The organism is Massilia sp. UYP34 (genome assembly GCF_056279385.1).
In genome coordinates this window covers 250,759-267,200 of sequence record NZ_JBWBRF010000004.1, presented here as the reverse complement: position 1 = coordinate 267,200, position 16,442 = coordinate 250,759, and the positions used below count along the sequence as shown (strand labels likewise).

The following is a 16,442-nucleotide window of genomic DNA, read 5'->3' as shown; positions in this document are numbered from 1 at the left end:
GCACTCAGTTTGCTTGCAACGCGGCGCGAGTGGAACCACTAAATCGCCAATTGAGCCTTCGTGGATTACGAAGGCTTCGTGAATTGAGAAGGCTGACCCACTGTGAATACGAATGCAAAACCGCGCATAAACCGGTAGATTTCATCCATACCGTCGACGAACTGGAGCACGGTCGCGAACGGTGTCATTCATAACAATTACATTCAGGAGACTCACGATGTTGCGCACACTCGCCTGCAGCATGTTGCTACTTGCCTCATCCACCGCACTTGCCCAAACGCTTCCGTCCAGGCCGATCACCCTGATCGTCCCCAATCCGCCCGGCGGCGTGGTCGACACCGCGGCGCGCGTGGTCAGCCAGCCGCTTGCACAAATGCTCAAGCATACGGTCGTCGTCGACAACCGCCCCGGCGGCAGCGGCAATATCGCTTATCAGGCGGTGGCGCGCTCCGCCCCGGACGGCGCGACCCTGCTGGTGTCGTATTCGGCGTATCACACCGCCAATCCAGCGCTGTTCGCGAAGATGCCGTGGGCGCCGAAGGATTTCACGCCGGTCGCGCTGCTTGTCACCGCCACCAACGTCGTCGCGGTCCATCCTTCGCTGCCGGTCAATACGCTGCCCGAGCTGGTCGCCTACCTGAAAAAGAACCCCGGCAAGGTCACCTATGCGTCCCAAGGCAATGGCTCGCTGTCGCATATCGGGACCGAACTGTTCAAGCAACAGACCGGCACCGACATGCTGCACGTGCCGTACAAAGGTTCCGGCCAGGCGATCGCGGACGTGCTGTCCGGACAGGTGCAGGTATTCATCACGACGCCACCTTCGGTGATGCAGCACGTCCAGTCGGGCAAGCTGAAGGCGCTGGCGATTGCCGGCAAGACCCGTCATCCGATGTTGCCGAACGTCCCCACGACTGCCGAAGCCGGCTTGCCCAGCTTTACGCTGGAAGCCTGGGTGGGACTGTTTGCCCCGACGGGCACCCCGCCTGCCACGGTGACGCAAATCAGCAACGCCGTAAAGCAGGCGCTCGACACGCCTGAAGCCAGGAAGCAGGCGGCAGCGCAGGGCGTCGAAGTGCGCTACATGAATCCGAACGGCCTGGGCACCCTGCTGAACACGGAGCTTGACTACTGGGGCAACGTCATCAAGAAGGCCAACATCACGCTCAATTAATTGCGCGAAAAACGTTTCCTGAAATTGACACCCGTGTACTGCCTGTGACAGGCCTGGCTTGTCACAGGTGGTTTATGTTGCAAGGCATTTAAAAAAAATCAAACCATGAACAGCTATCGTATCGGACAGATCGTCCCCAGCAGTAACACCACCATGGAAACCGAGATTCCGGCCATGCTGCGCGCGCGCGAAGCCATCCTGCCGGAACGCTTCACCTTCCATTCGAGCCGCATGCGGATGAAGAAGGTCACGAAAGAAGAGCTTGCGGCGATGGACGCCGATTCGGACCGCTGCGCACTGGAGCTGTCCGATGCCCGGGTAGACGTGCTCGGCTATGCCTGCCTGGTGGCGATCATGAGCATGGGGCGCGGCTACCACCGCGTGTCCGAAGAGCGCCTGCATGGCCGCACGAGGGAAAACGACGCGCCGGCGCCCGTGGTCACCAGTGCCGGCGCGCTGGTGCATGGCCTGGGCAAGATTGGCGCCAAAAAGATTGCCGTGATTACGCCGTACATGAAACCCCTGACTGAACTGGTGGTCGACTACATCCAGCACGAAGGCTTCGAGGTGCTCGACTGCATTTCGCTCGAAATCGCCGACAACCTGGCCGTCGGCGCACGCGATCCGAACGCCCTGATCGAGATTTCGAAGCGGCTCAATGTCGCCAACTGCGATGCGGTGGTCCTGTCCGCCTGTGTGCAGATGCCGTCGCTGGCATCGATCCAGCCGGTCCAGGACCGCATCGGCTTGCCGGTGATGTCGGCGGCGGCCTGCACCACCTATCAGATGCTGGAAAAGCTGGGCCTGCAGAGGATTGCCCCGAACGCGGGTGCCTTGTTGTCCGGTAAATATTGATTGTGTCGCAGGGCCGTTCGCTCGGACGGTCCCGCGAATTCAGTAATGCAGCATATGAAATTTGGTCTTTATTCATGAGCCACAGTCATAAGATCGCGTAGTCGCTACGCGGTTTTTCTTACCCTTCCTTTTCACTCTGCGCGCCGCCTTCGCGGCTTCATTGTCGGCGTCACGGTCGTTCAGCGTTGTGGCCTGTCCAGCGGCTGGCCGTCGTCGTCGCGCTCTTCAGGCCGGCCCAGTCCCAGTTTTTGCAACTGCGGAAGGATCTTGCGCCGCTCGCCGACCGCGACCACGGTCATGCGGTCCGGATCGAGATAGCGGCGCGCCACGTCCAGGACGTCATCCGCGCCGATCCCGGCCAGCCTGCGCGCCAGCGCGTCGTAGTAATCGGGCGCCAGGTCGTAGACGAACAGCTCGGTCAGGCTGGCGCCGATGTCGGCATTGGTCTCGAACTGGCCCGGCAGCGACAGCAGCTGGGCGTTGCGCGCGGCGTCGAGTTCGGCCTGCGACAGGGGCTGCTCGCGCATGGCCGCGATCTCGCGCAGGATCTCGCGCACCGATGCGCCGGTGGCGTCCTGCTGCACGCTGGCCTCGACCGCGAACGGCGCCGGGGCGCGATCGTAGTCGAAGTGCGAGTAGATGCCGTAGGTATAGCCCCTGGTTTCACGCAGATTGTTGTTGAGCCGGCTCGAGAACATGCCGCCCAGCGCGCCGTTCATCACCTGCAGGGCCGGGAAGTCGGGCGTGTCGCGCGCGGGGCCCATGCAGGCCACCTGCAGCGCCGTCTGCGCCGCGTCCGGCTGGTCGACCAGCACCAGGCGCGCCTGGGTCGGGCGTGCCTCGGCCGGCGCCAGCGCGGGCGCGGGCGCCGCCGGCCAGGCGCCGAACTGCGCCTCGGCCAGCGCTTCCAGCTCGGCCCGCGTGATGTCGCCGCTGACCACCAGCGCCGCATTGGACGGCACGTAGTGGCGCTGCCAGAAGCCGGCAATGTCCTCGCGCGTGGCGGCGCGGATCGCGTGTTCGAGTCCCAGCTGGCCATAGGCCTTCGGATGGCCGTTGCCGAACAGGGCGCCCGCCGCGGCCAGCGCCGCCACCGTCTCCGGGTCGTCGCGCTGCTGCGTCAGGGCGCCCAGCCGGTCTTGCCGCTGGCGCTCGATCTCGGCCGGCGGGAACGACGGATGCTGGACGATGTCGGCCACCACCGCCAGCGCGCGGGCAAAGGTCGCGCGCAGGGTCAGCAGCGACACGGTCGACACGTCGTCGCTGCTGCCGGCGTCCATGAAGGCGCCCAGCTGCGCGATCTCGTCCGCGATGTCCAGGGTGCTGCGCGTGGCCGTGCCTTCTTCCAGCATCTGGGCCGTGAAGCCGGCCAGGCCCGGCAGCGCGACCGGATTGGCCGCGCCGCCGCTCTTGACGACGAGCTGGCTCGACACCAGCGGCAGCGCCGGATTGTGGTGGTGGATCACGGTGAGGCCGTTCCCGAGCCTGAAGGTGTCGCCGCGCGGCAAGGTCACCTGCGGCGTGGGGCCGGCCACGGGCGGCGTCGCGCGCCACGGCTCGGCCTCGTTGAGCGCAGCCTGGGCGGACTGCGGCAGCGCCGCCGCCGCCTTGACTGCCTTGGCCGATTTCGGCGCGCGCGGATCGTCGACCTTCGGCTTGCCGGGCACGCCCGTCACCACGGCGCGCGCCTCCGGCCCGAGCCAGGCCTGCACCGCGCGCTGCACGGCGGCGGCGTCGATGCGGCGCAGGCGCGCCAGGTCCTTGGCCAGGTAGCCCGGATCGCCCGTGTACAGGTTGTAGTGGTTGAGCTGCTCGGCCAGGCCGTCGCCGCCGAGTTTTTCGAGCGACGCCAGGAGCGCCGTCTCCAGGCTGTTGCGGGCGCGCTCGACTTCCCGCTCGCTCGGGCCGTCCCGGCGCAGCCGTTCCAGCTCGGCGTCGATCGCCGCTTCGAGTTCCTGCGGCGTGTGGCCGGCGCGCGTGGTGACGTCGACCACGAAGGTCGAGCTCAAGGCCAGCGAGGTCTGGGTGCTCGAGACGTCCTGCGCGATCTGGCGTTCGTACACCAGCGATTTGTACAGGCGGCTCGACTTGCCGCCGCCCAGGATGGCGGCGGCCACCGCCAGCTCGGCGTCGCCGGGCTGAAAGGCGGCCGGTGTCAGCCAGCCCATGAACACGCGCGGCAGCTCCACCCGGTCGCGCACCACGACCCGGCGCTCGGCCGTGATCGGGGGCGTGACCACCTTCGGGCGCGCGACGTCCGGCCCGCGCCGCAGGGTGCCGAAGTAGCGCTGCACCAGTTCGCGCGTCTTGCCCTTGTCGATGTCGCCGGCGATCACCAGGCTGGCGTTGTTGGGGCCATAATAGTTGGTGAAGAATGCGCGCACGTCTTCCAGCCGCGCGCCCTGGATGTCGGCATGCGAGCCGATGATCGAGGCCGCATATGGATGGTTCTTGGGGAACAGCGTTTGCAGCAAGGCTTCCTCGACCAGGCCGTACGGCTCGCCCTCGACGGTCTGGCGCCGTTCGTTGCGCACCACGTCCTGCTGGTTGCTCAGTGCCTGCTGGTCGAGCACGTCCAGCAAAAAGCCCATGCGGTCGGCATGCACCCACAGCGCCAGTTCGAGCTGGTTGCTCGGCACCGTGTCGTAGTAGCTGGTGCTGTCGAAGCCGGTGCCGCCATTGCTGTCGGTCGCGCCGGCGCCTTCGAGCAGGCGGTCGGCCGCGCCGCGCGGGATGTGGCCGGTAGCGGCGAACATCATGTGCTCGAACAGGTGGGCAAAGCCGGTCAGGCCGGGCGCCTCGTTGGCCGGGCCCACGTGGTACCACAGGTTGACCGCCACGATCGGCAGGCGCTTGTCCTCGACCAGGATCAGCTGCAGGCCGTTGGGCAGCACGGTTTTTTCGAAGGCGATCGACGGGACCGGCGCCGATGCCGGCGCCAGGGGCGGCTCCTGGGCCTGGCCGGACGCCGAAGCGGCGGCCAGCATCACCGGGACCATCAGGGTGGGAATGTTCAAATACTCTCCATGATTCAATGACAACGACCAGTGCCGCGATCGAGCGTCGCGCCGGCCGGCACCCGCTCGGGTTCGGCGGCCAGGAATTGCCACTCATAGCCGTCCGCCAGCAGCCGCAAACGCAGCACGCCGTCGAAGCTGGCTTCGCGCACCTCGCTATTATCCCGGATACGCAGGAAAGGCGTGGCGTAGGCACCGCCGGTGCCGACCACGAACTGGGTGAGGCCCCGCGCGCGGTCCAGCCGCCCCCGGGCATCCTGGGGCGCGAAGCGCTCGTAGTCGTGGTCGTGGCCGGACAGCACCAGCTCGGCCCCGGCCCGGTGCAGGATGTCCCAGGCATCGGTCATGCGCCCCGGGCCGAGGTGGCCGCCGGAACTGAAGGCAGGATGGTGCCAGAACGCCAGCGTGCAAGAGGCGGTGCTGCTTTCCAGCTCGGCGCGCAGCCACGCCAGCTGGGCCGCGTGCGGTTCGCCCTTCAGGTTGCTGTTGAGCGAAACGAGCAGCCAGCTGCCCAGCCGCAGGCTGTAGTAGCCATTGCCGTCGACCCCGCGCGCGCGCGCGCCGAAGTAGTCGAAATAGGGCAGGGCGTCCCGGGTGTTGTACTCATGGTTGCCCGGCGTCGGCCAGGTGCGCTCGCGAAAGCGCCCCCAGGTCGGGCCGTAGCAGTCGGCGAATTCGCGCGCCGTGCCGTCGGGATAGGTATGGTCGCCCAGGGTCAGCACCACGGCCTTCGGATCGGCGCGCAGCGCCCATTCGACCAGGGTCGCGGTGGTGGCGGCGCCCGACCAGCGCGGGTCGGGATGCCTGCAGCGCGCGATGTCGCCGGCCGCGTAGACCGTATGCGCCGTGGATGAAGCGTGGGCCGGCGCTGGATGGGGCACTGCAGGGGGCGCCGCAGGGGACGCAGCGCGCGCTGCGCAGGCCAGCGACAGCAGGATGGCGCCCGCGGCCGGGCGGCGAAGCGCCACGGATCCTTACTCGACCAAGCGCAGGATGCCGCGCAGGGCGTGGGCGATGGACTGCTCGCGCACCGCCTGGCGGTCGCCGTGGAACACCAGGCGTTCGGTGTGGACATGGTCGCCGCGCGCCCAGCCGAAGCACACGGTGCCGATCGGCTTGCCGGGCACGGCGCCGGTCGGGCCGGCGATGCCGGTGGTCGAGACGCCGACGTCGGCATTGCTGTTGGCCACGGCGCCCGCCGCCATGGCGGCGGCCACCTCTTCGCTGACCGCGCCGAACTGCGCGATCACGGCGTCGGGCACGTCCAGCATCTCGTTCTTGGCGGTGTTCGAATAGGTCACGAAGCCGCAGTCGAACCAGTCGCCCGAGCCGGGGATGGCGGTGAGCGTGTAGGCGATGCCGCCGCCGGTGCAGGATTCGGCGGTGGCCAGCATCAGATTTTTTGCGCCGAGGGCGTCGCTGACTTTCTGGGCAAGATCGATGAGTTCGTTCGTCACGGGGGTCTCCTTTGCAAGCCGCCGGCCGGGCGGGTGCCACGTCGGGAAGCCGGTCGGACTTGCTTCATTCTAGCGCGCTGCGTGCGCGCGCGACATGGCAAAGTTTCAAAAATTGCTACCCAAACCGCAGGCGAACGTTTACAGTGCCAGCCGCATTCTCATCCAGGTCGGCGAATAAATGTTTCGTGCGACACATAGCTCTAGCGTGCTGCTATGCTGGAATGATCAATTTCTCGTCTTTGTTAGAACTTTTACATGTCGCGCATGCGTTCCCGTGAGCGGCCCGTGGAGGAAGCATGAGCCGCCAGCGCTCTATCCGAAAGAAGCTGGTGGTGGTGGTGATGACGACCACGTTCGTCGCGCTGCTGGTCTCGATCGTCATCGTGATCGGCTATGACTTGCGCAGTTACCACCGCGCCCTGGTCAACGATCTCTCTACCCAGGCCGAACTGGTCGGCCACATGACGTCCGCCGCGCTGAGCTTCGACGATCCGCGCCTGGCCAACGAGAACCTGGCGCTGCTGCGCACGAGTCCCCTGGTGCGCGCCGCGGCCATCTACGACGCCCAGGGCAAGCTGTTCGCTTCCTATGCCGCCGCCGGCGCATCCCGGCCTGGCGCGGCGCGCGACATTCCCCAGCGCCTTGCCGAGGTGAGCCTGCCGCGCGACGACGGCGCGGAGCTGATGGTGCGCCAGCCCATCGTGGACAATGGCGACATGGTCGGCACCGTCGTGCTGCGCGCCGAGAACCGGATGCTGGCGCGCACCGTCGACTATCTCGCGATCGCAGCCGGGGTGACCCTGCTGGCGATGGCGATCGCCTACCTCTTGACGCGGCGCCTGGGACGCGTGATCACGGCGCCGGTGGTGGCGATCACCGAGATCGCGCGCGAAGTGGTGGCCACGCGCGACTACTCGCGCCGCGCGCCGCGCGTCGGCGACGACGAGGCGGCCGAGCTGGCCGACTCCTTCAACGCCATGCTGACCGAGATCGAGGGCCGCACCCGTGAGCTCGAGGATTCGCACAGCACCATCCTGCGCGAAGCCGGGAAGCGCACGCGCGCGCAGCAGGAAGTGATGCGCCTGAACGAGCAGCTCGAGCAGCGCGTCGACGAGCGCACGCTGCAGCTGGCGCTGGCCAACGCCGAACTGGCCAACGCCAACGAGGAGGCCAGGAGCGCCAACCAGGCCAAGTCGGCCTTCCTGTCCTCGATGAGCCACGAGCTGCGCACGCCGCTCAATGCGATCCTCGGCTTCGCCCAGATCCTGACCTCCGACAAGCTGCCCTCGACCCTGGAGCAGAAGAAGGAATTCGCGAACCACATCCTCAAGTCGGGCCGCCACCTGCTCACCCTGATCAACGAGATCCTCGACCTGGCCAAGGTCGAATCGGGCACCATCACGCTGTCGATGGAACCGGTGGCCCTGAGCACCATGCTGCTCGAGGTGCGCACCATGATCGAGCCGATCGCCGCCACGCGCAAGGTGCGGGCGCTGTTCCCGGAGGTGGACGGCGCGGTGGTGATGGCCGACCGCACGCGCCTGAAACAGGTGCTGCTCAATCTGCTGTCGAACGCGGTCAAGTACAACCGCGAGGAGGGCGCCGTGGTCGTCTCCTGCGAGCAGTCGGGGCCGCAGCGCCTGCGCCTGTCGGTGCGCGACACCGGCCTGGGCCTCAATCCGGAGCAGCTGGCCAACCTGTTCCAGCCGTTCAACCGCCTGGGCCAGGAAGCCGGCGCCCACGAGGGCACCGGCATCGGCCTGGTGGTGACCAAGCGCCTGGTGGAACTGATGGGCGGCGAGATCGGCGTCACCAGCAGCCGGGGCGTGGGCAGCGTGTTCTGGATCGAACTGGCCAGCACCGCGCCGCTGGCCTCGGCGCCGCCCGAGCGCGGCCCCCAGGCCGAGACGGCGCCGGGCGCCCCGTCCGCCGAATGCGCGCCGCGCCTGGTGCTGTACGTCGAGGACAACCCGGCCAACCTGCGCCTGGTGGAACAGATCTTCGCCTTCCGGCCCGACCTGCGCCTGCTGGCGGCCGCCGACGGCCACCTTGGCCTGGAGCTGGCCAGGGCGCACCGCCCGGACGCCATCCTGATGGACCTGAACCTGCCGGGAATGGGCGGCTTCGAGGTGCTGCGCCAGCTGCGCGCCGATCCCGCGACCACCTGGATTCCCGTGATCGCGCTGACCGCCAACGCCATGCCGCACGACATCGAGCGCGGCATGGCGGCGGGCTTTTGCCGCTATCTCACCAAGCCGATCGACATCGACAAATTCACTGAAGCGATCAACAGTACGCTGGCGCAGCAGCCCGGGACGGGCCTGCCAGGCGAAAGGAAGGCCAGATGATTTCCCCGTCCGACATCCGGCGCGCGCGCATCCTCGTCGTCGACGACGAGCCGGTGAACGTGCAGCTGCTCGAATACCTCCTCAAGACCACCGGCTACGAGAACGTCAGTTCCACCTACGATCCGCGCCAGGTGGTGGCGCTGCACCTCAAGCACCGCTTCGACCTGATCATCCTCGACCTGCACATGCCGGGCATGGACGGCTTCGACGTGATGGAAGCCTTGAAGCCGCTGGAAAGCGATTCCTGGCTGCCGGTGCTGGTGGTGACGGCCGAGCCGGACAAGAAACTGGCGGCGCTCGAGGCGGGCGCGCGCGACTTCATCGGCAAGCCGTTCGACACGGTCGAGGTGATGACGCGCATCCGCAACCTGCTCGAGGTGCGCCTGCTGCACCGCGAGTCGCTCGACTACGGCAGCCAGCTGGAGCGCCAGGTGCGCGAGCGCACCGCCGAACTGGCGCGCTTTCGCGGCGCGATGGACGCCACGCCCGACGCGCTGTTCCTGATCGACACCGCCAGCATGGCGATGGTCGACGTGTCGCAAGGCGCCTGCCGCATGCTGGGCTTTTCGCGCGACGCGCTGCTGCGCATCGATCCGGTGGCGCTGGGCCTGGCCACGCGCACCCAGCTCGAGCGCCTGCTGGGCGGCGGCGCCGCCCACGACGGCACGTCCGAGTCCGAGGCCGACATCGTCGAGACCGAGCTGCTGCGCGCCGGCGGCGAAGGCTCGGTGTCGGTCGAGATCAGCTGGAAGCTGCAGGACCAGGGGTCACAGCCCGACCTCCCGCACGGCGCGCAGCGCATGCTGATCGCGGTGGCGCGCGACATCAGCGAGCGCCTGCAGGCCCAGGAAAACCTGCGCCATGCGGCCAGCTACGACGCCCTGACCGGCCTGCCGAACCGCACCCTGTTCTTCGAAAACCTGCGCGACACCATCGAGCTGGCCCAGGACAAGAACTGGCGGGTGGCGATCCTGTGCATCACGCTCGACCGCTTCAAGGTGATCAACGACACGCTCGGCACGCGCGGCGGCGACGAGCTGCTGCGCCAGTTCAGCACGCGCCTGGTGCGCTGCGTGAGGGTGCGCGATTCGGTCGGCCGCCTGGGCGGCGACGAGTTCGCGCTGATCCTCACCATGCCGCGCGAGCAGCAGGACGCGGTGAACATGGCCAACGACGTGCGCGAGGCCCTGCGCCTGCCGTTCGACCTGCACGGCCAGCCGGCCGCGCTGACGGCCAGCATCGGCATCGCCATGTACCCGGACGACACGACCGACCCGGGCACGCTGGTCAAGTACGCCGACACCGCCATGGTGCGCGCCAAGGAGGCCGGCCGCGACGGCTACCGCTTCTTCACCGCCGGCATGAACGTGCAGGTGCTGGCGCGCCTGGACCTCGAGCTGGCCCTGCGCGGCGCGCTCGAAGACGCGCAATTCGTGCTGCACTACCAGCCCAAGATGGAATTGAACACCGGCCGCATCGCCGGCACCGAGGCGTTGTTGCGCTGGCACCGCCCCGGCTACGGCCTGGTGTATCCGGCCGAATTCGTGCCGGTGATGGAAGAGACGGGCCTGGTGGTGCGGGTCGGCGACTGGATCATCGACGAAGCCTGCCGCCAGATCGCGGCCTGGAGCGCGGCCGGGGTGCGCGACGTGCGGGTGGCGGTGAACGTGTCGAGCCGCCAGTTCGTCGAGGGCGACCTGGAACGCGTGATCCGCGAAGCGCTGGCGCGCCACGACGTCGAGCCGGCGCTGCTGGAACTGGAGCTCACCGAGAGCGCGCTGATGCAGAACGCCGAGCGCACCACCGAGGTGCTCACGCGCCTGAAGGCGCTCGGGATCCGGATCGCGATCGACGATTTCGGCACTGGCTACTCGAGCCTGGCCTACCTGAAGCGCTTCCCGATCGACAAGCTCAAGATCGACATCGCGTTCGTGCGCGACATCGTCAACAACCCGGACGACGCCGCCATCGCGTTGGCCATCATCAGCATGGCGCACAGCCTGCACATGCAGGTGATCGCCGAGGGCGTCGAGACGCGCGCCCAGATGGCCTACCTGCGACGCCACCGCTGCGACCAGATCCAGGGCTTTTATTTCTCGCGCGCGCTGCCGGCCGACCAGATGGCCGAGATGGTGGTGTCCAACCGCGCCAAGCCGGAAGAGAAACAGGCCGTCGACGACAAGGTGCAGACCCTGCTCGTGGTCGACGACGATCCGAACGTGCTGAGCGCGCTGCACCGCCTGTTCCGGCGCGACGGCTACCGGGTGCTGACCGCGTCCTCGCCGGCCGAGGGCTTCGAATTGCTGGCGCTGTACCGCGTGCACGTGATCCTGTGCGACCAGCGCATGCCGGTGATGAACGGGACCGAGTTCCTCAGCAAGGTCAAGGAGATGTACCCCGAAACCATCCGCATCATCCTGTCGGGCTATACCGGGGTGGAATCGGTGCTCGATTCGATCAACCGCGGCGCGATCTACCGCTTCTACACCAAGCCGTGGGACGACCAGCAGCTGCGCGACAACGTCCGCCTCGCGTTCCGGCATTACTGGATGACGTACGGACCGTATGACGACCGCAAGGCGCCGCGCGAGGCGGGCCAGCGGGGCGAGGCGGCCTAGGAACCTGTCCCGGTAGGTGAGAGCTGTCGACTACCGACTACCTGGCGGCAGTCACCGTGCAGAATCTGAACGGGTAGGGCGCCGTGCCGACCGTTGCCAGATAGGTCTGGCAAGCGTCGGCGTCGACCGCCAGGCCGTAGCGCGCCAGCTTTTCCCTGGTCGCCTGCATACGGGCGCGATCCTGTTCCGGCAAATCGGCAACGTAGCGCTGCTGCAGCTCGAGCGTGCAGGCGCGACCCGGCGCGTCCACCAGGCGCACGTCGACGTGGAAGCGGCCGCGTCGTGTCAGGCGCTCCAGGCGCGCGCAACCGGCCGCGTCGTCGGTGAGCCCGAGTGCATCGACCAGCGCGCGTTTGCGTTGCAGGCTGTTTTCCTTTTCGCTCCGGGCGGCCGCCAGCATCACGTAATGAGGGCCGGGCCGCTCGGCGACGGCGGCGTGGACGCGTTCGAGCCAGGCTGGCGACTCGGGGAAGCCGCCGGCCAGCGCGATCACGCGCACCTCATGCGGGAAGAAGGTGGCCAGCCAGCCCATCGGCGGATCGCCGTGGGCGGTGAACACGATCGTGTCGGCCGGACTGGCAAGCGGCGGCACGCTGGCGTTGAAGTTCGGCGAAGCGCAGCCGGCATGGCCCCAGGAGACGAAGGGAAACACGGCCAGCGTGCTCGCGGCCAGCAGCCAGCCGCCGATGCGGGCGGCGCGGGCGGCCGAGAAGATGCGCTCGGCCAGGATCCACACCATCAGCGGCGCCAGCAGCTCGAGCGGCACCAGGTAGCGGTAGATGCCGAACAGTTTCATCCACAGCAGGTAGGCGACCAGGCCGAAGAACAGCAGGCCGCAGGCGCGCGTCGACAGCGCGGAAGCAGCGCTGCCGGCGCCCGCCCTGCGCGCAAGGCGGCCACGCAGCCAGTCGGCGGCGAACACCAGCGCCAGGGCGTACAGCAGCGGCACCACGGCGATCTTGAGCGGGATTTCCGACACGCGCGTGACTTGCGCCATGAACACGAAGGGCCAGAACAGCGCTTCGAGCACACCGTGCGGCATGTGGGAATTGTCGATCACTCCCAGCTGCTGAGCCAACGGACTCTTGAAGATATTGTTGAATTGCGGAAATAGTGGATTGCCGAAGCGTTCCCACATCTCGATCCACCAGTAGCCGGCGCTGGCAAGCATGCCGGCCAGGACCCCGCAGCCCTGCACGAAGGCGAAGCCGATGCGCGCAGGCCAGGAGGCCGGCACCAGCAGCAGCGCCAGGCACAGCGCCACCGCATACGGCGCATTGGTCAGCTTCAGGCCGACGCCCAGGCCCATGAGCAGGCCGGACGCCAGCAGCATCCCGGCCGTGCGGCCCGACAGCTCGGACAAGCCGTCCCAGCCGCGCATGACCATGTGGAGCGCGCCCAGTACCAGCAGGGCGGTCAGGTTGTCGCCCATGGTATTGCCGACCTGCGACAGGAAGCCGGCGCCGCAGACCCCGGCTCCGGCCAGCAGCAACGGCAGGCGTGCGCCGTCGGCGCGATCGCCGATCACGAGGCGGGCGATGGCCAGCACCAGGATGAAGTTCAGGCCGTGCACCCAGCCCATCAGAAAGCCGACCAGCGGGCCAGGCAGGTTCGTGCTCAGCACATAGTAGGGAACGTCGATCAGCGGATTGAAGTAGCTCTGGAACTGGGCCGGCGCCATGTCGAGGTCGAGCCTGCCATTGAGCAGGGCATGGGCGTTATACCAGTGGTAGTTACGCAGGTCCCAGTTCTCGTCCTGGCCAAGGTAGACCGACACCAGGCCGAACAGCACCGGCACGATCCAGGCCGCGGCGGCTGGCGCACCGGGCCGCGCCAGCGCCATGGTGCGGCGCTGGAACCAGGCTTCGAGCCTGGCGGGCAAATTAGTTGGAAAACGCATGCGATTCTCTCGAAGCTCGAGAAGTGAGGAATAACGGCCGGCAAGCGGCCGGAGTCGTCGCCCCGGCCGGCAAGCGGCCGGAGTCAGTCGCCCCGGCCGGAACGGAAGGCGGCGACAGCCAGGTAGCGAAAGCGCTTCTGCTCGATCCGTGACTTGGTGATGGCGTCGAGGATGATGCCGCAAGCAAGCAGGATCACGCCGAACAGCATCAGTGCGGTGCACAGCAATGCGGTCGGCAGGCGCGGCACCAGGCCGGTCTCCAGGAAGGTGGCGAAGACCGGGATCGCCATCTGCACCGACGCCAGCGCGCAGACGGCGAAGGCGATCGAATAGAAGCCGAGCGGCTTTTCGGACTTGAACAGGCGCAGGATGGTGAGCAGGATGCGCATGCCGTCACGGTAGGTGTTGAGCTTGCTGACCGAACCGTCGGGGCGCGCGCCATAGGCGGTGTCGACTTCGGCCACCGGCATGCGCAGCTCGAGTGCGTGGACGGTAAGCTCGGTCTCGATTTCGAAGCCCGACGAATGCGCGGCGAACGATTTGACATAGCGGCGCGAGAACACGCGGTAACCGGACAGGATGTCGGTGAAGGTGCGGCCGAAGATCAGCGACAGGAAGCCGGTCAGCATGCTGTTGCCGAAACGGTGGCCAAAACGGTAGGCGGCCTGCTCGGTGCTGATGCGGCTGCCGACCACCATGTCGAGGTCTTCGTCCAGGAGTTTCTGGACCAGCTGCGGCGCCACCGTGGTGTCATAGGTGCCGTCGCCGTCGACCATGATGTAGGCATCGGCCTCGATGTCCGCGAACATCCGCCGCACCACACTGCCCTTGCCCTGCATCGAGACCCGGCGCACGTTGGCGCCGGCGCCACGCGCGATCTCGGCGGTATTGTCAGTGGAATTGTTGTCGAAGACATATATCTGTGCCTCGGGGAGGCACTGATTGAAGTCCTTGATCAACTGGGCGATGGTGAGCGCTTCGTTATAGCAGGGGATGACGACGGCGATGTGCGGCGCATTGCGCAGGATTTCCGTCTCGGTCCCGGGCTGCAGGCTGGCTAAGGAGTTCATGGAACATGGCTCGGCAATTGCTAAGTCTGTCATTATATCTTTCTTGATAGCACGTCAACCAACTGTCGGGATCTAATTCTGAGGTACTGTCGCAATCCGGTGAAGCGCGGCGCTTGATGCGCGGCCCTTGAAGCGCGGCCCTGGAGACGGCCGGCTCAGGGTACGAGCGCCACCGGGCAGAACCGGTACGGCAGGGAAGCCGTACCGATGGCGGCCGCGTACGTCCTGCAGGCGCCGTCGTCGATCCGCAAGCGGTAGCGCGCCAGTTGTTCCTTGGCGGCTTGCATGCGCAGGCGGTCTTCGTCCGCTATCGCCTGCCTGCGTTGCGGGCTGTCCGCCGACCCTTCCGGCGAAGTCGACAGGATCACGTAATGCGGCCCCGGACGCACGGTCGCGGCGGCCCGGATACGCTCGAGCCAGGCAGGCGACTCCGGGAACGCGCCCGTTACCGAGATCACGCGCACCTCGGGTGGGAAAAAGGGGGCCAGCCAGCCCACTGGCGGATCCCCGTGCGCGGTAAAGACAACCGTGTCGGCGGGAGCCGCCAGGGGCGGCACCTGTACGCTGACATTCGGCGAACCCCAGTCGGCATGGCCCCATGTCACGAAGGGGAAGACGGCGAGGGACGTGGCCAGCAGCAGCCCGCCACCGACGCGCGCTGCCGTACGAGGCGGCATCAGGCGCTGGAGCAGGATCCACGCCATGAGCGGCGCCAGTAGTTCGAGCGGCACCAGGTAGCGGTAGATGCCGAACAGCTTCATCCAGGCCAGGTAGGCCACCAGGCCGAACACCAGGAGGAATCTCGCACGCGCCGGCATCGGCGCGTGCGCCGGCCGGCCGGTCATTCGGCCCAGCAGCCAGGCCGCACCGCACGCCAGCGCGAGCACGTACACGACCGGCACGATCACCAGCCTGAGCGCAAGCTCCGATACCCGCGAGACGTCGAACGCGAACACCAGTGGCCAGAACACCGTCTCGAGCATGCCTTGAGGCGTGTGGTGGTTGTCGATCACCCCCATGTGCTGCGCCAACGGGCTGCGGAAGATATTGTTAAATTGCGGGAACAGGGGATTGCCGAAGCGTTCCCACATCGTCATCCACCAATAGCCGGCGCCGAGCAGCAGGCCGGCGAGCACGGGGCAACCGTGGGTGATGGCAAGCGCCAGCCGCTGCCGCCAGGCCACCGGCGTCGTCAGCAGGGCGATGCACAGCGCCGCGGCATACGGCCCATTGGTCAGCTTCAGCCCCGTCCCGAAACCCATGAGCAAGCCGGAAACCACCATCAGCCCGATTGTTCGACCCGTCGCGGCATGCAGTCCATCCCAGCCGCGCAGCACGAGCAGCAGCGAGGACAGCACCAGCAGCGCGGTCAGGTTGTCCCCCATGGTATTACCCAGTTGCGACAGGAAAGCGGGACCGCACACGCCCGCGACGGCCAGCAGCAAGGGGAGACGCATGCCGCCGCTTGCCGACACGATGCGGCGCGCGATGGCCATCACCAGCACAAAATTCAGTCCGTGCACATACCCCATCAGGAATCCGACCACGGGGCCGGGCAGGGTAATACTCAGCAGGTAGTAGGGAACGTCGATGAGCGGATTGAAATAGCTTTGCCACTGGCCCGGGGCCATGTCGAGGTCGAGCCGGTCGTTGAGAAGGGCATAAGGGTTGTACCAGTGGTAGTTTTTCAGGTCCCAGTTACTGTCCTGCCCCATGGCCACTGACAGCAGGCCGAACAGGATGGGCGCGATCCAGGCCGCGGCCAGGGCCACGCGCGGTTGGGTCAGCATTCCGGTGAGGCGCGCGAGCCAGGGTTCCCTCCGGGCGATCGGGTTCTTCAGGAGATGCATGGTCTCTCTCGACAGTGTGAGACGGCTTGGGGCATGCCCGCTGCGATCGTTCCGGCCGGCATCATTTTACGAATGGTCATCGCATACGCAAACCGCCGGGTTCGGCGTTCACCTGTCAATAATACAACTTTCTTGGTGGCAGTTGAACCTGAT

Annotated in this window: 10 protein-coding genes; 4 read left to right on the top strand and 6 right to left on the bottom strand. The window is 67.1% G+C overall.

The features are described 5' to 3' along the window. Positions 1-217: 217 nt before the first annotated feature. The gene (locus ACZ9AQ_RS10000) at positions 218-1,174 is read left to right on the top strand and encodes a Bug family tripartite tricarboxylate transporter substrate binding protein (RefSeq protein ID WP_429203607.1); all 957 of its coding nucleotides are present in this window, start codon (positions 218-220) and stop codon (positions 1,172-1,174) included. A 105-nt stretch (positions 1,175-1,279) separates the two neighbouring features. Beyond that, complete coding sequence (locus tag ACZ9AQ_RS09995) at positions 1,280-2,029, top strand: maleate cis-trans isomerase family protein (protein WP_429203606.1); 750 nt, start codon at positions 1,280-1,282, stop codon at positions 2,027-2,029. A gap of 179 nt (positions 2,030-2,208) precedes the next feature. Here the strand turns inward: ACZ9AQ_RS09995 and ACZ9AQ_RS09990 are convergent, their stop codons facing one another. The 3 genes from ACZ9AQ_RS09990 to ACZ9AQ_RS09980 are packed head-to-tail and all read right to left on the bottom strand — an operon-like array spanning position 2,209 to position 6,503. Then, on the bottom strand, positions 2,209-5,046 hold the full coding sequence (locus ACZ9AQ_RS09990) for a M16 family metallopeptidase (protein WP_429203605.1): 2,838 nt from the start codon (positions 5,044-5,046) through the stop codon (positions 2,209-2,211). A 14-nt stretch (positions 5,047-5,060) separates the two neighbouring features. Continuing rightward, entirely contained in the window at positions 5,061-6,014 is a 954-nt protein-coding gene (locus tag ACZ9AQ_RS09985; protein ID WP_429203604.1) for a metallophosphoesterase family protein, read from the bottom strand. Positions 6,015-6,020: 6 nt separating this feature from the next. Then, positions 6,021-6,503 (bottom strand): CinA family protein, encoded by a 483-nt coding sequence (locus tag ACZ9AQ_RS09980; RefSeq protein WP_429203603.1) that lies wholly within the window; start codon positions 6,501-6,503, stop codon positions 6,021-6,023. A 296-nt stretch (positions 6,504-6,799) separates the two neighbouring features. On the opposite strand from ACZ9AQ_RS09980, the gene ACZ9AQ_RS09975 reads away from it, so the two are divergent. Next, positions 6,800-8,851 (top strand): sensor histidine kinase, YfiR-like protein-associated, encoded by a 2,052-nt coding sequence (locus ACZ9AQ_RS09975; RefSeq protein ID WP_429203602.1) that lies wholly within the window; start codon positions 6,800-6,802, stop codon positions 8,849-8,851. Further along, positions 8,848-11,469, top strand: a complete 2,622-nt coding sequence (locus ACZ9AQ_RS09970) for an EAL domain-containing protein (RefSeq protein WP_429203601.1) — start codon at positions 8,848-8,850, stop codon at positions 11,467-11,469. The genes ACZ9AQ_RS09975 and ACZ9AQ_RS09970 overlap by 4 nt, the downstream gene beginning before the upstream one ends. A gap of 37 nt (positions 11,470-11,506) precedes the next feature. Here ACZ9AQ_RS09970 and ACZ9AQ_RS09965 read toward each other — a convergent pair whose 3' ends face one another. The 3 genes from ACZ9AQ_RS09965 to ACZ9AQ_RS09955 form a co-directional block, all read right to left on the bottom strand. Then, positions 11,507-13,369, bottom strand: a complete 1,863-nt coding sequence (locus tag ACZ9AQ_RS09965; protein WP_429203600.1) for a hypothetical protein — start codon at positions 13,367-13,369, stop codon at positions 11,507-11,509. An 83-nt stretch (positions 13,370-13,452) separates the two neighbouring features. Then, on the bottom strand, positions 13,453-14,439 hold the full coding sequence (locus ACZ9AQ_RS09960; RefSeq protein ID WP_429203599.1) for a glycosyltransferase: 987 nt from the start codon (positions 14,437-14,439) through the stop codon (positions 13,453-13,455). Positions 14,440-14,594: 155 nt separating this feature from the next. Beyond that, a complete protein-coding gene (locus ACZ9AQ_RS09955; protein WP_429203598.1) occupies positions 14,595-16,289 on the bottom strand; it encodes a hypothetical protein in 1,695 nt (564 codons plus the stop codon). Between the last annotated feature and the right edge of the window lie 153 nt (positions 16,290-16,442).

What these genes read in the sequence shown, in the direction of transcription:
- ACZ9AQ_RS10000 (WP_429203607.1), top strand. Translation starts at nt 218, where the DNA reads ATGTTGCGCACACTCGCCTGCAGCATGTTGCTACTTGCCTCATCCACC.
- ACZ9AQ_RS09995 (WP_429203606.1), top strand. Translation starts at nt 1,280, where the DNA reads ATGAACAGCTATCGTATCGGACAGATCGTCCCCAGCAGTAACACCACC.
- ACZ9AQ_RS09975 (WP_429203602.1), top strand. Translation starts at nt 6,800, where the DNA reads ATGAGCCGCCAGCGCTCTATCCGAAAGAAGCTGGTGGTGGTGGTGATG.
- ACZ9AQ_RS09970 (WP_429203601.1), top strand. Translation starts at nt 8,848, where the DNA reads ATGATTTCCCCGTCCGACATCCGGCGCGCGCGCATCCTCGTCGTCGAC.
- ACZ9AQ_RS09965 (WP_429203600.1), bottom strand. Translation starts at nt 13,369, where the DNA reads ATGCGTTTTCCAACTAATTTGCCCGCCAGGCTCGAAGCCTGGTTCCAG.
- ACZ9AQ_RS09960 (WP_429203599.1), bottom strand. Translation starts at nt 14,439, where the DNA reads ATGAACTCCTTAGCCAGCCTGCAGCCCGGGACCGAGACGGAAATCCTG.
- ACZ9AQ_RS09955 (WP_429203598.1), bottom strand. Translation starts at nt 16,289, where the DNA reads ATGCATCTCCTGAAGAACCCGATCGCCCGGAGGGAACCCTGGCTCGCG.